The 15,131-nt window shown below is 63.5% G+C and carries 16 protein-coding genes and 1 tRNA gene; 6 read left to right on the top strand and 11 right to left on the bottom strand.

Annotated elements, in window-relative coordinates; translation table 11 throughout:
- Nucleotides 1-102: 102 nt before the first annotated feature.
- Nucleotides 103-2,055: a peptidylprolyl isomerase gene (locus SPHS8_RS01325; protein WP_201513551.1), complete on the top strand. Its 1,953-nt coding sequence runs from the start codon at nucleotides 103-105 to the stop codon at nucleotides 2,053-2,055.
- The gene (gene trpE / locus SPHS8_RS01320; protein ID WP_236574910.1) at nucleotides 2,039-3,580 is read left to right on the top strand and encodes an anthranilate synthase component I; all 1,542 of its coding nucleotides are present in this window, start codon (nucleotides 2,039-2,041) and stop codon (nucleotides 3,578-3,580) included. The genes SPHS8_RS01325 and trpE overlap by 17 nt, the downstream gene beginning before the upstream one ends.
- On the opposite strand, the gene SPHS8_RS01315 is transcribed toward trpE, so the two are convergent.
- From SPHS8_RS01315 to SPHS8_RS01300, 4 genes are all read right to left on the bottom strand, one after another.
- Entirely contained in the window at nucleotides 3,581-3,853 is a 273-nt protein-coding gene (locus SPHS8_RS01315; RefSeq protein WP_201513550.1) for a DUF4242 domain-containing protein, read from the bottom strand.
- Nucleotides 3,854-4,020: 167 nt separating this feature from the next.
- Entirely contained in the window at nucleotides 4,021-4,746 is a 726-nt protein-coding gene (locus tag SPHS8_RS01310; protein ID WP_201513549.1) for an extensin-like domain-containing protein, read from the bottom strand.
- Nucleotides 4,747-4,749: 3 nt separating this feature from the next.
- Nucleotides 4,750-5,520 carry an NUDIX hydrolase gene (locus SPHS8_RS01305; RefSeq protein ID WP_201513548.1) on the bottom strand — a complete coding sequence of 257 codons (771 nt, stop codon included), beginning with the start codon at nucleotides 5,518-5,520 and terminating at the stop codon, nucleotides 4,750-4,752.
- A gap of 70 nt (nucleotides 5,521-5,590) precedes the next feature.
- Nucleotides 5,591-5,666, bottom strand: a tRNA-Ala gene (locus SPHS8_RS01300).
- A gap of 197 nt (nucleotides 5,667-5,863) precedes the next feature.
- On the opposite strand from SPHS8_RS01300, the gene SPHS8_RS01295 reads away from it, so the two are divergent.
- Together SPHS8_RS01295 and SPHS8_RS01290 are read left to right on the top strand one after the other, a co-directional pair.
- On the top strand, nucleotides 5,864-6,787 hold the full coding sequence (locus SPHS8_RS01295) for a DUF2171 domain-containing protein (RefSeq protein WP_201513547.1): 924 nt from the start codon (nucleotides 5,864-5,866) through the stop codon (nucleotides 6,785-6,787).
- Nucleotides 6,788-6,943: 156 nt separating this feature from the next.
- Nucleotides 6,944-7,282 carry a DMT family protein gene (locus SPHS8_RS01290; RefSeq protein WP_097091312.1) on the top strand — a complete coding sequence of 113 codons (339 nt, stop codon included), beginning with the start codon at nucleotides 6,944-6,946 and terminating at the stop codon, nucleotides 7,280-7,282.
- 17 nt (nucleotides 7,283-7,299) lie between these two features.
- On the opposite strand, the gene queA is transcribed toward SPHS8_RS01290, so the two are convergent.
- The 5 genes from queA to SPHS8_RS01265 all read right to left on the bottom strand — a co-directional run bounded on the left by queA (nucleotide 7,300) and on the right by SPHS8_RS01265 (nucleotide 10,945).
- Nucleotides 7,300-8,328 (bottom strand): tRNA preQ1(34) S-adenosylmethionine ribosyltransferase-isomerase QueA, encoded by a 1,029-nt coding sequence (gene queA, locus SPHS8_RS01285; protein WP_201513546.1) that lies wholly within the window; start codon nucleotides 8,326-8,328, stop codon nucleotides 7,300-7,302.
- Nucleotides 8,329-8,396: 68 nt separating this feature from the next.
- Nucleotides 8,397-9,155 carry a peptidylprolyl isomerase gene (locus tag SPHS8_RS01280; RefSeq protein WP_201513545.1) on the bottom strand — a complete coding sequence of 253 codons (759 nt, stop codon included), beginning with the start codon at nucleotides 9,153-9,155 and terminating at the stop codon, nucleotides 8,397-8,399.
- Between the two features lie 93 nt (nucleotides 9,156-9,248).
- Entirely contained in the window at nucleotides 9,249-9,761 is a 513-nt protein-coding gene (coaD, locus tag SPHS8_RS01275) for a pantetheine-phosphate adenylyltransferase (protein WP_201513544.1), read from the bottom strand.
- 3 nt (nucleotides 9,762-9,764) lie between these two features.
- On the bottom strand, nucleotides 9,765-10,673 hold the full coding sequence (locus tag SPHS8_RS01270; protein ID WP_097092734.1) for a polyprenyl synthetase family protein: 909 nt from the start codon (nucleotides 10,671-10,673) through the stop codon (nucleotides 9,765-9,767).
- Between the two features lie 11 nt (nucleotides 10,674-10,684).
- Nucleotides 10,685-10,945, bottom strand: coding sequence for an exodeoxyribonuclease VII small subunit (locus SPHS8_RS01265; protein WP_097091308.1), 261 nt, complete (start codon nucleotides 10,943-10,945; stop codon nucleotides 10,685-10,687).
- A gap of 170 nt (nucleotides 10,946-11,115) precedes the next feature.
- Between SPHS8_RS01265 and SPHS8_RS01260 the strand changes: the two genes are divergently transcribed.
- On the top strand, nucleotides 11,116-11,499 hold the full coding sequence (locus SPHS8_RS01260; protein WP_097091307.1) for a hypothetical protein: 384 nt from the start codon (nucleotides 11,116-11,118) through the stop codon (nucleotides 11,497-11,499).
- 50 nt (nucleotides 11,500-11,549) lie between these two features.
- Here SPHS8_RS01260 and SPHS8_RS01255 read toward each other — a convergent pair whose 3' ends face one another.
- The gene (locus SPHS8_RS01255) at nucleotides 11,550-12,023 is read right to left on the bottom strand and encodes a DUF805 domain-containing protein (protein ID WP_443020026.1); all 474 of its coding nucleotides are present in this window, start codon (nucleotides 12,021-12,023) and stop codon (nucleotides 11,550-11,552) included.
- A 74-nt stretch (nucleotides 12,024-12,097) separates the two neighbouring features.
- On the opposite strand from SPHS8_RS01255, the gene purL reads away from it, so the two are divergent.
- Complete coding sequence (gene purL, locus SPHS8_RS01250) at nucleotides 12,098-14,275, top strand: phosphoribosylformylglycinamidine synthase subunit PurL (RefSeq protein ID WP_201513543.1); 2,178 nt, start codon at nucleotides 12,098-12,100, stop codon at nucleotides 14,273-14,275.
- Between the two features lie 33 nt (nucleotides 14,276-14,308).
- Here purL and SPHS8_RS01245 read toward each other — a convergent pair whose 3' ends face one another.
- Nucleotides 14,309-15,076: a methyltransferase domain-containing protein gene (locus SPHS8_RS01245; RefSeq protein WP_201513542.1), complete on the bottom strand. Its 768-nt coding sequence runs from the start codon at nucleotides 15,074-15,076 to the stop codon at nucleotides 14,309-14,311.
- Nucleotides 15,077-15,131 lie beyond the last annotated feature (55 nt).

Below are 15,131 nucleotides of genomic sequence, written 5' to 3'. Positions count from 1 at the left end.
CAAAGGGACGGCATTTGTCCAGCCAAGGCGCACTTGCCGCCGCGACGATCCGCCCCTAAAGCGGGCCGCCTGTAAAAGTCTTTCCTTGTTGGACTTCTCTCCATGCTTTCAGTCTTTCGGCGCTTCATCCATTCGAAATTCGGCGCCCTGTTCGCGCTTCTTTTCCTCGGCATCATCGCGGCGGCCTTCATCCTGGGCGATTTGTCCAGCGGCCAGTTCGGCTCGTCCCTGGGCGGCCGTGGCGAGACGGCGGCGAAGGCTGGCGGGACGCGGCTGAGCGTTACGGAAGTGCAGGAGCGGGTCCAGCGGGTCTTCGAAAATGCGCGACGGGCGACTCCGGGTCTCCAGATCGGCGATTTCCTGGCGCAGGGCGCGGTCGCGCAAATCTATGACCAGCTCGTCGCCGCGATGACGTTGAAGGAATATGCGAAGGATCAGGGCGTCCACATCTCCAAGCGCCTTGTCGATGCCCAGATCGCCCAGATTCCGGCGTTTCAGGACGCGGCAGGCAATTTCAGCCAGGACAATTTCCGGCAACTGCTGGTGCGCGAGCGGATTACGGAGCAGGCGCTGCGCGAAGACATTACCCGCGAGATATTGGAACGGCAGATGCTCGCGCCTCTCGGCCTTGGCGTGAAGCTGCCCGACAGCGTCATCCTGCCCTATGCGTCGCTGCTGCTGGAGGCTCGCCAAGGCACCATCGCCGCTGTTCCCGCCGCCGCCTTCGCCGACATCAAGGACCCGAGCGATGCGCAACTCGCGACCTATTATCAGCAGAATGCCGCGCGCTTCACGATTCCCGAACAGCGCCGCATTCGCTACGCCGTGATCGATGGGGAGCGCTTCGCCCAGGCCGCGCAGCCGACCGACGCGGAAATCGCCGCAGCCTATAACCAGAACAAGGCGAGCTATGCCGCCAAGGAAAGCCGCAGCTTCGAACAGCTGATCGTGCCGGGTGAAGCCGCCGCCAAGACGATCGCAGCGCAGGTGAAGGGGGGCAAGTCGCTCGCCGCAGCCGCGCAGGCCGCTGGACTGGAGGCATCGACGCTTACCGATCAGAGCCGCGAAAGCCTTACCGCTTCTTCCTCCGCCGCCGTCGCCAACGCGGCCTTTGCGGCCAAGCAGGGCGAACTGGCCGGCCCGATCCGTGGATCGCTGGGCTGGGTTCTGCTGCGCGTGTCGAACGTCAAGACCGTTCCCGCCCGCCCCTTGTCAGCCGTGCGCGACGAGATAGCGGCGACGCTTCGCTCGCAGAAGCAGAAGCGCCTGCTGAGCGAGTTCACCGGCAAGGTCGAAGATCAGATCGCCGATGGCGGCAGCTTCGAGGAAGTGGTGAAGGATAACGGCCTGAAGCTGGAAACGACGCCCTTCCTGATCGCCAATGGCAAGCAGGTCGAGGATCAGGCCTATCAGGTTTCGGCCGATGTCAGCCCGCTGCTGGCGCCCGTATTCCAGATGAGCCAGGACGATGATGCGCAACTCGTGCCGATCACGCCTGACCAGCGCTATGCCCTTGCCGCGCCTGCCGAGATTCGCGCCGCCGCGCCGCCGCCGCTTGCAAAGGTAAAGCCGCTGGTTCTGGCGCAATATAAGCTGGCGCAGGGCAACGCCAAGGCGAAGGCTGTGGCCGAGCAAATCCGGGCGAAGGTCGCCAAGGGCATGAAGCTCGCCGATGCCGTGGCGCAAGCTGGCGTACGCCTTCCCGCGCCCCAGACGGTGGGGGGCCGCCGCGCCGACATCATGCGGGAAGGCCAGCGTCCGCCCGCCGAAGTGGCGATCCTCTTTTCCATGGCGACGAACAGCGTGAAGACGCTGCCGGTGGGTCAGGATCGCGGATATTTCGTGGTGCAGCTGAACGGCATCAAGCCCGGTGACGCGGGCGGCCAGACCGCCCTGCTCAACCAGGTCCGCAGCCAGTTGAGCGACGTGGCGGGCCAGGAATATGGCCAGCAGTTCGAACGGGCGGTCGAGAAACAGCTTGGCGTGACCCGGAACCCGTCCGCTGTCGCCACCGTGCAGCGGGCGCTCGCCAGCACCAATGGCGGCGCTCAATAAGATGATGCCAAGCAGCGCAGGCAATGACGGGATAGCGGCTGCTCGCGCCGCGCTGGCGGCTGGTAATTCGGCGCTGGTGTGGCGTCGGCAGATCGCGGACACGGACACGCCGATTTCCGCCGCGCTCAAGCTGTTCGAGCCCGATCGCGGTGACTTTCTGCTGGAATCCGTCGAAGGCGGCGCAGTACGGGGTCGCTACAGCCTGATCGGCCTCGCCCCTGATCTTGTCTTCCGCGCGGAGGGCCAGACGGCGGAGATCAATCGCCAGTGGGCGGCCGACCGCCAAGCCTTCGTTCCGGAGACTGCGGGCGCGCTGGATGCCTTGCGGGCGCTGGTGGCGGAATGCCGTGCGGAGCTTGACCCGGCGCTTCCCCCTGCCCTCGCCTGCCTGGTGGGCTATTTCGGATATGAGACGGTTGGCCTTGTCGAAAAGCTGCCCCGGCCTGCACCCAATCCGCTTGAGCTGCCCGACATGCTGTTCGTGCGGCCGACCATCATCCTTGTCTTCGACCGGCTGGCCGATGCGCTGTATTTCGTCGCGCCTGTGTGGAAGGGCAGCTTCAGCGATGCCGACGCGGCGATTGCACAGGCCCTGGAGCGGATAGATGCGACGGCGGCGCGTCTTGCCGCGCCCCTGCCGCAGACCCCCGCCCCGCAGGACATTGCCGATGTCGAGGTGACGCCCGCTCTGGAGCCGGGCCGCTACAAGGCGATGGTCGAGCGCGCGAAGGACTATATCGTCGCCGGGGACATATTTCAGGTGGTGCTCGCCCAGCGATTCACCAGTCCGTTCACTTTGCCGCCGATCTCGCTTTATCGGGCTTTGCGGCGGATCAACCCGTCGCCCTTCCTCTATTATCTCGATCTGCCCGGATTTGCGCTGATCGGGTCCAGCCCTGAAATCCTGGTGCGCGCGCGCGATGGCGAAGTCACGATCCGTCCAATCGCCGGAACCCGGCCTCGCGGCAAAAATGCTGTCGAGGACGCCGCTAACCGGGAAAGCCTCCTCGCCGATCCCAAGGAGCGGGCCGAACATCTGATGCTGCTCGACCTCGGGCGCAATGATGTCGGCCGGGTCGCCACTGCCGGGTCGGTGACGGTGACCGACAGCTATACGGTCGAATTCTACAGCCACGTCATGCATATCGTATCGAACGTGGTCGGCCGCCTTTCACCGGAGAAGGACGCTCTGGACGCGCTCTTCGCCGGGTTTCCGGCAGGCACCGTGTCAGGCGCACCCAAGGTCCGCGCTTGCGAGATCATCGCGGAACTGGAGCCCGAGACGCGAGGCGCCTATGCGGGCGGTGTCGGCTATTTCGGGCCAGATGGAAACATGGACAGCTGCATCGTCCTGCGCACCGCCGTGCTCAAGGATGGCGTCATGCATGTTCAGGCGGGGGCGGGCATCGTGGCCGACTCGACGCCGGAATATGAGCAGCGCGAGTGCGAAGCGAAGAGCGGAGCGCTCCTCGCGGCAGCGCGGGAGGCCGTCGATCTCGCCCGGCAGGCGGGCTTCGGCCAGTAGCTATTCCGCGGTCGTGGGATCGATCGTCGATCGAACCCTCGCGATGCTGTTGGCCGGAAGCCCCGCAAGCTCGGCATGCTGCCGGATCAGCTCATCGCTGGGCGCGCGATAGAGACAATAGATCTTGTCGTCCGTCACATAGCTGTGGACCCATTGTATGTCGGGTCCAAGCTCGCGCAGCACAGTGCATGACCCTTGCGATGCGCTTCTGAGTTCATCGCCCCGAAGCCTTCCTGCGCCGGGCATTTCCCTTTCTATCACGAACTGCGGCATGACCACCTCCATGCGGGAAGAGGGACGAATCTATGCCTCCAGGTTGCGCGAGTCCACAGAAAGGCTAGAGCGCGCTGCGCTTAATCGGACGCAGGTCGCGCGCTCTAGTTTTTTGTTGTCGCATCGTTTTAAACGCAGAACCGGTTCCCACTTTTGCGCACGATGCTCTAACGGCACAGGCGTCCGCCGAGCTTGCCCCGCTCCGCCTGATCCAGGTGCAGATGGTCATGATGCGCGGCGTTATAGTCGGGCGACAGAGTGGTCGAGAAAAGCCGACAAGCACCGTCCCGGACAGCGCGCAGGAAGATGGCTTCCTTCCCCTCACCCCGCCAATCGCGCGCAACGCTGATGCGTTTGCCGCCTTCCAGGATAAAGCCGCTGATGTCGATCGCGTCGGCAGTGGCGTGCTCGCTGAAACTGCCTTGCGCGCGGCCGTAGATGCGGCGGCAGCTGTATGAGCCGAGATGCTGGATCGTCTCCACGGGCTTCCCCAGAATCTGCTCTGCGGCGGGTTGCACCACCTGCCACTCCCAAAGCTTGAGCGCGGCGGCGACCGGGCAGGATGGCGCGACGGAGGCCGGGGACAGGCTCGCCGCGCCATCTTCCTGTCGCAAGCGGACAGCATCGCTGTGGCGGCACTGCCCGGTTCCCTTAGGCTTCATCGCGACATAGCTGACGCCAGCCCGGTCGAGCAGCGCGCGGCATCCGTTGGCGTCGCCGGTCAGAGCGGCGAGCTTGCGGCCCGTGAACATTCCGACAGGCTGGGCGAGGTCCAGATCGGTCCAGGGCAGGTCCTGCGGCCGATGACGCAGATAGGCATAGCCGATCAGCGCCAGGGCGCAGAGTGCGCCAAGCAGAAGGAGCCTGCGCAGGATGATATGAAGCTGGCGCATGCGCTAACCACGCTGCACATGCTCCATCGGTTCCGAAGTCACGGGATAACCGAGATGATCGGGGATGCAGAGGTGGCGCACGCCGTCCCTCTCCTCCAGCCACGGGCTGACCTTTTCCACGGGAAAGGACGCGGCATGGGCGGCCATCTCGGCAAAACTGCCGAACAGCGCCAGCCGCTCAAGATTGCGGCGCGTGGGGAAGATGATGCGGCCACCACCAGCGTCGCACAGGGCGATCGTGTCGCCTGCGCTCATCCAGAACAGGCGGACATTTTCAGTCGCGTCAGCCGTCGCAACCTGGCCCTCCGGCGCGCGCGCCAGATAGAAGCGCGTATCATAAATCCGCGCGGCCATTTCAGCGTCCGCCGGGTGCCAGCGGCTGAACGGCGTCAAATGATCCAGCGCGAGCTCAAGCCCATGCGTCTGGAGGATGGCGGAAAGGGTCGCGCCTCCTGCCAAAGCCCGACGCATCTCGGCCAATTGCGCCGGGTCCGCCGTGGCCGCAAAGCCGATGCCCAAGCCGCTTTCCTCCAGCGTCTCCCGGATCGCGGCAAGGCGCGCTGCGGTCTCTTCCACATCCGCCGAGCCCCCCATGGCGCACGCGAGTTCGCGGTCTGCGTCGTCCACAGCTCCGCCGGGAAATACCAATGCTCCCGCCGCAAAAGCCATCGTCCCTGCCCGCTCCATCATCAGGATGTGCGGAGGACCATCGGGCATGTCACGGACGATGATCGCGGTCGCAGCCGAGCGGCCTTCAATGCTGGATGATGTCATGAAATCCGCCATAGGCGCGCATCAGGCTGGCGGTAAAGTCCTTCAGGAGCACCCCTTCGTTCAGAAAGGATGGTGGAGCCGAGGGGGATCGAACCCCTGACCTCGTCATTGCGAACGACGCGCTCTCCCAGCTGAGCTACGGCCCCAAGGAGCGCTGCCTATAAGCGAGCCGCTTTTGCCTTGCAACGGGCTTTTTCTCATATCTGCCCGTGCCAGCCCGACCGACCGCTCGGTTCCAAAGGCGGATGTTACCTCCACGTAACGGCCGGAACGATGCGCCTTTCCACTCATTGGTGAGGCAACGGCTGTGAGGCCGTAGCAACAGCAGCCAAGGAGAAGTATCATGGGCTATCAAGGCGGACGCCGCTATGGAGGCGATGACAGGACTCGCGGCGATTGGGATCGCGGCTCGGACCGCTATCGAGGCCAGCGCGACTGGCGTGATGACCGCAGCTATCGTTATGGAACGCGTGGCCAGTTCAGCGGTCCTGATAGCCGACGGGCACCGGAGCAGTATGATCCTGAAGAGCGCGGATTCTTCGATCGGGCAGGTGACGAGATTCGCAGCTGGTTCGGCGATGAAGAAGCCGAACGCCGTCGCGAATATGACGAATATTATAACCGTCCCTATGGTGACCCGCGCGACGAAAGCAGCCGCATCGGCTTCGCGTCAGCATCGCGCAGCAGCCAATATCTGCCGAACCGGGGCTATGCGCCCTTCACTGGCGAACGCAGCGGGTTTGGCAGTGAAGATCATGGCAACCGCGTCCGCTCCTATGGACCGACGCATGATTATGGCGAGCATCACGACGCCAACTATCATGCCTGGCGCCAGCAGCGGATCGACGAACTGGATCGCGACTATGCGGAATATCAACGCGAGCATCGCGACCGCTTCAACAATGAGTTCGGCAGCTGGCGCACGCGCCGCACGGAACAGCGGCAGGCGGTGCAGCAGGTCCGCGAACATATGGAAGTCGTGGGCAGCGACGGCCAACATATCGGCACCGTCGACAAGCTGAGCGGCGATCGCATCATCCTGACCAAGACCGATCAGGATGCAGGCGGCGTGCACCATTCCGTTCCGTCGTCCTGGATCAGATCGGTGGACGAACAGCGGGTGACGCTGGAAAAGACCGCCGATGAAGCGCACAAAGCCTGGCGCACCGAACGCGAGCAGAATGCGATGTTCGGGGAAGGACGCGACCAGAATAGCTGGAGCAGCAGTGGTTCCAGCAGCTCGCGCGACACGTACCGCTACCGCTGATTGCCGATGAGCGACGGAAGGGGCCCGGCGATGCCGGGCCCTTTTTCTTGTGCGCCGAACAGGCTATGCGACGTCGGCCGATAAGGCCTGCCACCCCTCTTGCGCTCTGCCTACCGGCGATGGCACAGGCCCATCCCTCACCTGTCGAGGCCGTTCATGCCAACCATCCTGCTGCTGGTCGTTTCAAACATCTTCATGACCGTCGCCTGGTATTGGCATCTGAAAGGCGGGATGGAAAAGCCGATCCTGATCGTCATCCTGATCAGCTGGGGCATCGCGCTGATCGAATATTGCTTTGCCGTGCCTGCGAACCGCGTCGGCTTCGCCAGCGGGTGGAGCGCGGGGCAGCTCAAGATCGCTCAGGAAGCGATAGCGCTGATCGTGTTCGGCGGGTTCATGGTCACGGTTCTCGGCGAACCGCTGCACTGGCGGCACGCGGCGGCATTTCTGTGCATCATGGCGGCGGTGGGTTTTCTGTTCGTGGGCCGGTCCTAGCCCAGCTGGGCCACGGCTTACGGCAACAGCAGCGACGAGTCCCCATAGCTGTAGAAGCGGTATCCGCTATCGATCGCATGGGCATAGGCCGCCTGCATGCGCTCCCGTCCCATGAGCGCACTTACCAGCATGAACAATGTCGATCGTGGCAGATGGAAGTTGGTCATCAGGCCATCAATCGCGCGGAAGCGATAGCCGGGCGTGATGAAGATGCGCGTCTCGTCGGCGAAGGGGCGGATGATGCCATCCTCGCCACAGGCGCTTTCGAGCAGGCGCAGGCTGGTCGTGCCGACGGCGATGAGGCGGCCGCCCGCCTGGCGGGCGGCGTTCAGCCGATCGGCGGTGGCCTGTTCGATCCGGCCCCATTCCGCATGCATGCGGTGGTCGTCGGTATCCTCAGCCTTCACGGGCAGGAATGTGCCAGCGCCCACGTGCAGCGTCAGCGTTTCCGACACTACGCCCGCATTCGCCAGCGCTGCCATCAGATCTGGGGTAAAGTGCAGCGCCGCCGTGGGGGCTGCGACCGCCCCATCCTCGCGCGCGAACATCGTCTGATAGTCGCTGCGGTCGCGCGCGTCGGTTGGCCGCTTGCTGGCGATGTAGGGCGGCAACGGCATGCGCCCTGCCCGCTCCAGCAGAACCTCCACGGGGTCATCGCCTTCGAACGTCAGGGTGACGCCGCCATCGTCGTCTCGCGGCCCGGCAAGAGCCGTGACGCCCGCGCCGAAATCGATCTGGTCACCTTCGCGAACCCGCTTGGCATTGCGGAGGAAGGCCTGCCACTGGCGGAGGCCGAGCCGCTTGTGGAGCGTTGCCCCGATCCTGGCCTGGCCACGGAGCCCTTCCAATTGGGCGGGGATGACCTTCGTATCGTTGAAGACCAGCACGTCACCGGCCCGCAAAAGGCTCGGCAGGTCGCGCACGATGCGATCCTCAAACGGCCTGTCGCCATCAACCAGCAGCAGGCGGGCAGCGTCGCGCGGTGATGCTGGCCGGAGAGCAATGCTCTCAGCAGGCAATTCGAAGTCGAACAGATCTACGCGCATGCGGGCGCTATCCTCTAAGCAGGATCATCATGCCGGAGTGGCCCGGCATGATCCGCCTTTCTTCAGCCTTAGCGCTTCTTCGGTGCAGCCTTCTTTGCCGCAGCCGGTGCGGGCGCGACAATGGAGGGCGCTGGAGGCGTGGGCAGGGCTGCTACCGGCGCCTTTCCATCGCTTTCGATCGAAGCCTGGAGAATGGTCGATGGATTGGCGGGCGGCTCGCCCGGAGCGATGGCATCGACATATTGCATGCCTTCGATCACGCGGCCGAAGACGGTGTATTTCTTGTCGAGCTGCATGCGCGGCAGGAAGAGGATGAAGAACTGGCTGTTGGCGCTGTTCTCATCCGCTGCGCGCGCCATCGACACGGTGCCGCGCAAGTGGGGCATCGGGTTGAATTCTGCCTGAAGGTCAGGGAGCGAGGAACCGCCAGTGCCGTCACCCTTGGGATCGCCGCCCTGCGCCATGAAACCGGGGATGACGCGGTGGAATTTCAGGCCATTGTAGAAGCCCTGACGCGTCAACTGCTTGATGCGTTCGACATGCTGCGGGGCGATGTCAGGGCGCAGCTGGATGCGCACGCGCCCACCGCTCGACAGGTCGAGATCCCACACATTTTCCGGGTCCACCGGCACGGTCGCGGGCGGCAGCTTCACTTCTGCGTCCTGACCCATCGACTTGGCGTTCTGTTCAGCGCGCGCGGCGGCTTCCGCCCGCTTCATCTCTTCACCATTGCCGCCAGGAGCGCCGCCCTGGGCCAGCGCCACGCCGCCCGACGCATAGAGAGCGACAGTGATCGCCACGGTCTTGAACGCCGAACTGAACCGCATGGATAAGCTTTCCCTGATTTGGACCTTGAAGGCGAAGCTGCCCTGATAGCGCGCTCTTCGCGATTGGCAACTGAACGAAGGCTGAGCGGCCTGTTATTGGCCGCCCTTCTGCCCGAGCATCGCTACCCGAGCGACTACATCATCCCGCACGCGGGCGCTGACAAACTTGTCGATCGGCCCGCCATACAGCGCGATTTCCTTCACCAGGCGCGAAGCGATCGGCTGGAGCGATACATCGGCCATCAGGAACGCGGTTTCGATCCGGTGGTTGATCTGGCGGTTCATGCCGGTGAGCTGATATTCATATTCGAAATCGGTGACGCCCCGAATGCCGCGGATGATGACGCTGGCGCCCTGCGATTCGGCGAAATCCATCAGCAGCGAATTGAAGCCGGTAACGACGATCTCCGCGTCGATACCGGCGCATTCGCGCTGCACCATCTCCAGCCGTTCTTCATCCGTGAACATGGGCGATTTGGCGATATTGGTGGTGACGCCGATGACCAGCTTGTCGACCAGCTTGGCGCCCCGGCGGATGATGTCCATGTGACCCAGAGTGATCGGGTCGAACGTGCCGGGATAGACCCCTACCCGCTGACTGCTCATGCCTTACCGGTCCCTTTCCACGATATAATCCGCGATCGCGCGCAGCAGGTCCGCTTCTGCCCCGAAGCCGTGCAGATGCGCCTTGGCCTGATCGACCAGCAGACGCGCCTGTTCCCGCGCACGCTCTATCCCGAGCAGGGAGACGAAGGTTTCCTTGCCAGCCGCCGCATCCTTCCCCACGGCCTTGCCCGCAAGGTCGGCGTCCCCTTCGACGTCCAGCAGATCGTCGGCGATCTGGAAGGCAAGGCCGATGTCGCGCGCATAGCCGTGCAAGCTGGTCCGGGACTCCGCCGGAATCCGCGCCATGATGGCGGCCGCATCCACGCAAAAGCCGATGAGCGCGCCGGTCTTCAACTGTTGCAGCCGCGTGACGGTGGCGAGGTCGAAGCTGGTGCCGTCCGCCTCCAGATCCATCATCTGCCCGCCCGCCATGCCAGCCGGGCCGCTGGACAGCGCGAGCGCCTTTACCAGTTCCACCCGCACGAACGGATCAGGATGGGTTTCCTCATCCGCCAGCACTTCAAAGGCAAGGTCGTGGAGGCAGTCACCCGCAAGGATCGCGGTCGCTTCATCAAAGGCCTTGTGGATCGTCGGCTTGCCCCGGCGCATGTCGTCGTCATCCATCGCGGGCAAATCGTCATGCACCAGCGAATAGACATGGATGCACTCGATCGCGAGGCCGACGCGCAGCAGCGATTCCGCCGAGATATTGAACAACTCGCCAGCGGCCTGCACCAGCAGTGGCCGCAATCGCTTGCCCCCGCCGATGGCGGCGTGCCGCATCGCTTCATAAAGCCGCGCGCGCGGATCTTGCGGGACGGCGAGCAACAGATCGAACGCGCGATCTATGGCGGCAGCGACGGCAGATGCCCGATCCGCCAACAATGCTGATCCGGAGGCCCTTCCCTCCATCATCGCGGCGCTCAATCCGCGCCGAACGGCTGGGCACCCGTGACGGCGCCGCTTTGGTCGAGGGTCAGTTTCTGGATACGGGCTTCGGCGGCTTGCAAACGCTCCAGACAGCGTTTGCGCAACTCTTCACCCTGGGCATAGAGCGAGATCGACTCGTCAAGCGGCACATCGCCGCTCTCCAGCCGCCGGACAATGGACTCAAGTGCGCGCAGCGCATCTTCAAACGACAATTGGGACAAGTCGCCCGGCTCTGTCTTGCTGTCTTCGGCCATGATCTCTGCATTGGCGGGCGCTGGAGGCGCGGTCAAGTCCGCACCGTGCCGGAGCCCTGATTCCCGACCACTTCGTCACGAAAGCGTCATGAAAGAAGCCACAAGAATGGCGGGATTTTGGCAGTTTTGCGTTGACGCTTGCGTCAGCAAGTGCACATAGAAGGACCGCTATGAAATATTATCTCCCCCTAATTTCCGTCGTTGCTCTCAGCCTCCTTTCCGCTTGCAACAAGAATGATGAACCCGAAGTCGTCGGCGGCCCCGCCGATCCGATGGCTGCGCAACTCGCCAACGCAGCGCCTGTTGAACTCCCCCCTTCCGTGAAGGTGAGCCATCAGTATCGTTGCAAGGACAACAGCCTGATCTTCGTCGACTTCCTGAGCGATGATAAGACCGCGAACCTCCGCACTGAAAAGACTGGCGCGCCGACGAAGCTCGTCGCGGCAGAGCCGGGCAAGCCCTTTACGGCAGAAGGCGGCTATTCGGTCGAAGGCAGCGGCAAGCAGATCATCGCAACTCTTCCGGGCAAGAGCGGCATCAGCTGCAAGGCCTGATCACCGCCTCCCATGTCTTTCACAGGCCGGGCCTCACCGCCCGGCCTTTTTCATTTGGGCGACGGGGACGCCAGTTCAGGCTCGCCAACTTCAATCGGATCGGGACCGAAGCGGTTGGCCCCGCGCGTCCCGCTCATGATGAAGAACACCAACAGAATAAGGCTGCCGATCAACGGAAAGAAGATGATCAACAGCCAGAAGCCGCTCCGGTCGGTGTCATGCAAACGGCGCACGGCTACCGCCAGCCATGGGATCAGCATGGCGAGGCCGAACAGGCCCGTGAGTGGGCCGCCACGGGTTTGATAACCGGTGTCGAACCACCATGGCCCACGCCGCACCCAATGCTCCGTCGTGCTGAGCCCCAGCAGCCCCTCTATGAGGCTGATCGCGATGAAGCAGATCAGGAGGAAGAGGATGAACATCCAATATTCCTTCGGCCGCGCCCGCCCCGAAAAACGGGCGTAGCGACGCAGCGGCAACAACATCCATTCCATTTTCCGTCCTCCCACCATGATCCAACGCATATTAATAGCATGTTTTCCCGAGTTGGGCTGGCCAAGGATTGTCTATCCGCCCCTCCCCGGCTAAAGGCGCGCTCATGTCGACCGCAGCCACTCAGATCACCCCGGAAATCGTCGCCGAACATGGCCTTTCGCCGGAAGAATATGACCGCGTATTGAACGCCCTCGGGCGCGAGCCCAACCTTACCGAATTGGGCATATTCTCGGTCATGTGGTCGGAGCATTGCTCCTACAAGTCGAGCCGCATCCACCTGAAGAAGCTGCCGACCGAAGGCCCGCAGGTCATTTGCGGCCCTGGCGAGAATGCGGGCGTCGTCGATATCGGCGATGGCCAAGCGGCGATCTTCAAGATGGAGAGCCACAACCACCCGAGCTACATCGAACCCTATCAGGGTGCGGCGACTGGCGTGGGCGGCATCCTGCGCGACGTGTTCACCATGGGCGCGCGGCCGGTCGCGAACATGAATGCGCTGCGCTTCGGCCGCCCCGATCATCCGAAGATGAAGCATCTCATCAGCGGCGTGGTGCATGGCATCGGTGGCTACGGCAACTGCGTGGGCGTGCCGACGGTGGGCGGCGAAGTGAATTTCCACCCGGCCTATGATGGTAACATCCTGGTCAACGCGATGACGGTGGGCGTCGCGGAGACGGACAAGATCTTCTATTCGGCCGCGTCGGGCATTGGCAATCCGATCGTCTATGTTGGCTCCAAAACGGGCCGCGACGGTATCCATGGCGCGACCATGGCGTCCGCCGATTTCGGCGACGATGCGGACGCGAAGCGCCCAACGGTGCAGGTCGGTGACCCCTTCACCGAAAAGCTGCTGATCGAGGCCTGTCTCGAGCTGATGGCGTCCGACGCGATCGTCGCGATCCAGGACATGGGCGCGGCAGGCCTCACCTCCTCGTCGGTGGAAATGGCTTCGAAGGGCGGCGTCGGTATTCAGCTCAACATGGATGACGTGCCGCAACGCGAAACCGGCATGACGGCTTATGAAATGATGCTGTCGGAAAGCCAGGAGCGCATGCTGATGGTGCTCCAGCCCGGCAAGGAAGCTTTCGCCGAAGCGATCTTCCGCAAGTGGGAACTGGACTTCGCGGTTATCGGCCATGTGACGGACACCGGCCGCATGGTGCTGGTGCACAAGGGCGAGACCGTCTGCGACATCCCGCTTGCTCCGTTGGCCGATGATGCGCCGCTCTATGACCGCCCATCGATGCCGAAGGAAGATTATAAGGCCTGGGCAAAGGTCGAGCCGCTGAGCGAGATCGCGGAAAGCAGCGACATTGGCGCGGATCTCGTGAAGCTCATGGGTTCGCCCGACATCGCCAGCCGTCGTTGGATCTGGGAACAATATGACCATATGGTCGGCGCCGACACCGTGCAGCGTCCTGGCGGCGATGCCGCGGTGGTCCGCGTCCATGGCACGCAAAAGGGCATCGCGATCAGCACCGACTGCACCCCGCGCTACTGCTATGCCGACCCCTATGAAGGCGGCAAGCAGGCCATTGCGGAATGCTATCGCAACATCAGCGCGGTCGGCGCCACGCCGCTGGCCGTCACCAACTGCCTGAACTTCGCCAATCCGCAGCGCCCTGAGATCATGGCGCAGCTGACCGGCTGCCTCGACGGCATGGGCGATGCCTGCCGCGCGTTCGACTTCCCGATCGTGTCGGGCAATGTGTCGCTTTACAATGAGTCGAAGGCGACGGGTGGCGGTTCGGCCATCCTGCCCACGCCTGCGATCGGCGGCATCGGCCTGCTAAAGGATATCGATGTGATGGCGACCGTTGCCTTCAAGAATGAGGGCGACGCCATTTGGCTGATCGGTGGCCAAGGCACGCATCTTGGCCAGTCCATCTGGCTGCGTGAAATCGCAGGCCGCGAAGCCGGGGAAGCGCCGAAGGTCGATCTCGCCGCCGAGCGCGCTCATGCGGAAACGGTCCGTGCGCTCATCGCCGACGGAAAGGTCAGCGCGGTTCATGATATTTCGGATGGCGGCCTGCTCGTCGCCGTCGCTGAAATGGCGCTCGCGAGCGGCAAGGGCGCAGAGCTCAGCACCGAATTGACCACCGCAGCAGCCTTCGGCGAGGATCAGGGCCGCTATGTCGTGACAGCAGCGGCGGGCGTGGACATTCCGGGCGCGGTGAAGATCGGGACCGTTGGCGGCGATCAGGTTGCGGGCGTCAGCCTTGCCGATCTCCGCTCAGCACATGAGGGCTTCTTCCCCAATTTGATGGACGCCGAACTGTAAGGGCGGATTTGGCAAGCTGATGGGCGGGCCGGGTCAGGCAGACCTCGTCACCCGCCCAAACAGCAGTTGATAGACATCATCGCCCCCCTCCGCATCGAATACGGCCATCACCTTTCTGAGGTCCTTGGGGGAAAGGGGTTGGCGCCCCTCGCTGGACACCACCGCGCCGATCCCTTTCAGATGCGAGAGCAAGCCCCGCGCGCCGCCGCAGTGGAGAGCATAGTCTTCCTCGAAAACGAACGCGTCGTCATACCGCGCCAGCATGGAAGATAGTTCGCGAGTCGACGGGTAGTCAGGGACGCCGGGTCTCAGGCCGCAGGCTTCATGAGCTGCCCGCCATTTCGCAAAGCTCCCCCGCCCCATCGTCGAAAAAATGATGCTTCCGCCCGGCTTCAACAGGCTGACCAAGCGAGCGATCGCTTCTTCCAGATCGTCGAACCATTGGAAGGCCAAGCTGGAAAGGATCAGGTCGAACCACTCGCCTTCGAACGCAGGCGCTTCTCCATCCATTGCGATGAAAGTGCCCGCGACGAAGGCTCCGGTCGCGGTGCGCGCGAGCATTTCTGGCGAGAGGTCGGTAACGAACAGTTCGGCCGCGGGCCATCGCTGCTGGATGTCACGGGTCAACAGCCCCGTTCCGCAGCCGATTTCCAGAATGCGCTCCACCCCTGAAGATTTCTGCCGTTGAGCAAGGTCGGCGACCAAGGCCGCTGCCGCGCGCTGCGGACCGGCATGATCCTCATAATGATCCGCCGCCGCGCCGAACGCCTCGCTTATCCGTTGCTTGCGGCCGCTGTTCATGGCTAGTCGCATGACAGAGCAACGCCGCCTTTGCCAGCGTCTTTAAGGAACCTTG

The sequence above is a fragment of the Sphingobium sp. S6 genome (genome assembly GCF_905120495.1).
In the GTDB taxonomy this organism is placed as follows: domain Bacteria; phylum Pseudomonadota; class Alphaproteobacteria; order Sphingomonadales; family Sphingomonadaceae; genus Sphingobium; species Sphingobium agri.
Note: the sequence above shows the minus strand (reverse complement) of the source record. Positions and strands in the feature narration are given on the sequence as shown.

Bases quoted from the DNA above. Each gene is read 5' to 3' on its own strand.
- SPHS8_RS01325 (WP_201513551.1), top strand. From the start codon at position 103: ATGCTTTCAGTCTTTCGGCGCTTCATCCATTCGAAATTCGGCGCCCTG.
- trpE (WP_236574910.1), top strand. From the start codon at position 2,039: ATGGCGGCGCTCAATAAGATGATGCCAAGCAGCGCAGGCAATGACGGG.
- SPHS8_RS01315 (WP_201513550.1), bottom strand. From the start codon at position 3,853: ATGCCGCAGTTCGTGATAGAAAGGGAAATGCCCGGCGCAGGAAGGCTT.
- SPHS8_RS01310 (WP_201513549.1), bottom strand. From the start codon at position 4,746: ATGCGCCAGCTTCATATCATCCTGCGCAGGCTCCTTCTGCTTGGCGCA.
- SPHS8_RS01305 (WP_201513548.1), bottom strand. From the start codon at position 5,520: ATGACATCATCCAGCATTGAAGGCCGCTCGGCTGCGACCGCGATCATC.
- SPHS8_RS01295 (WP_201513547.1), top strand. From the start codon at position 5,864: ATGGGCTATCAAGGCGGACGCCGCTATGGAGGCGATGACAGGACTCGC.
- SPHS8_RS01290 (WP_097091312.1), top strand. From the start codon at position 6,944: ATGCCAACCATCCTGCTGCTGGTCGTTTCAAACATCTTCATGACCGTC.
- queA (WP_201513546.1), bottom strand. From the start codon at position 8,328: ATGCGCGTAGATCTGTTCGACTTCGAATTGCCTGCTGAGAGCATTGCT.
- SPHS8_RS01280 (WP_201513545.1), bottom strand. From the start codon at position 9,155: ATGCGGTTCAGTTCGGCGTTCAAGACCGTGGCGATCACTGTCGCTCTC.
- coaD (WP_201513544.1), bottom strand. From the start codon at position 9,761: ATGAGCAGTCAGCGGGTAGGGGTCTATCCCGGCACGTTCGACCCGATC.
- SPHS8_RS01270 (WP_097092734.1), bottom strand. From the start codon at position 10,673: ATGGAGGGAAGGGCCTCCGGATCAGCATTGTTGGCGGATCGGGCATCT.
- SPHS8_RS01265 (WP_097091308.1), bottom strand. From the start codon at position 10,945: ATGGCCGAAGACAGCAAGACAGAGCCGGGCGACTTGTCCCAATTGTCG.
- SPHS8_RS01260 (WP_097091307.1), top strand. From the start codon at position 11,116: ATGAAATATTATCTCCCCCTAATTTCCGTCGTTGCTCTCAGCCTCCTT.
- SPHS8_RS01255 (WP_443020026.1), bottom strand. From the start codon at position 12,023: ATGCGTTGGATCATGGTGGGAGGACGGAAAATGGAATGGATGTTGTTG.
- purL (WP_201513543.1), top strand. From the start codon at position 12,098: ATGTCGACCGCAGCCACTCAGATCACCCCGGAAATCGTCGCCGAACAT.
- SPHS8_RS01245 (WP_201513542.1), bottom strand. From the start codon at position 15,076: ATGAACAGCGGCCGCAAGCAACGGATAAGCGAGGCGTTCGGCGCGGCG.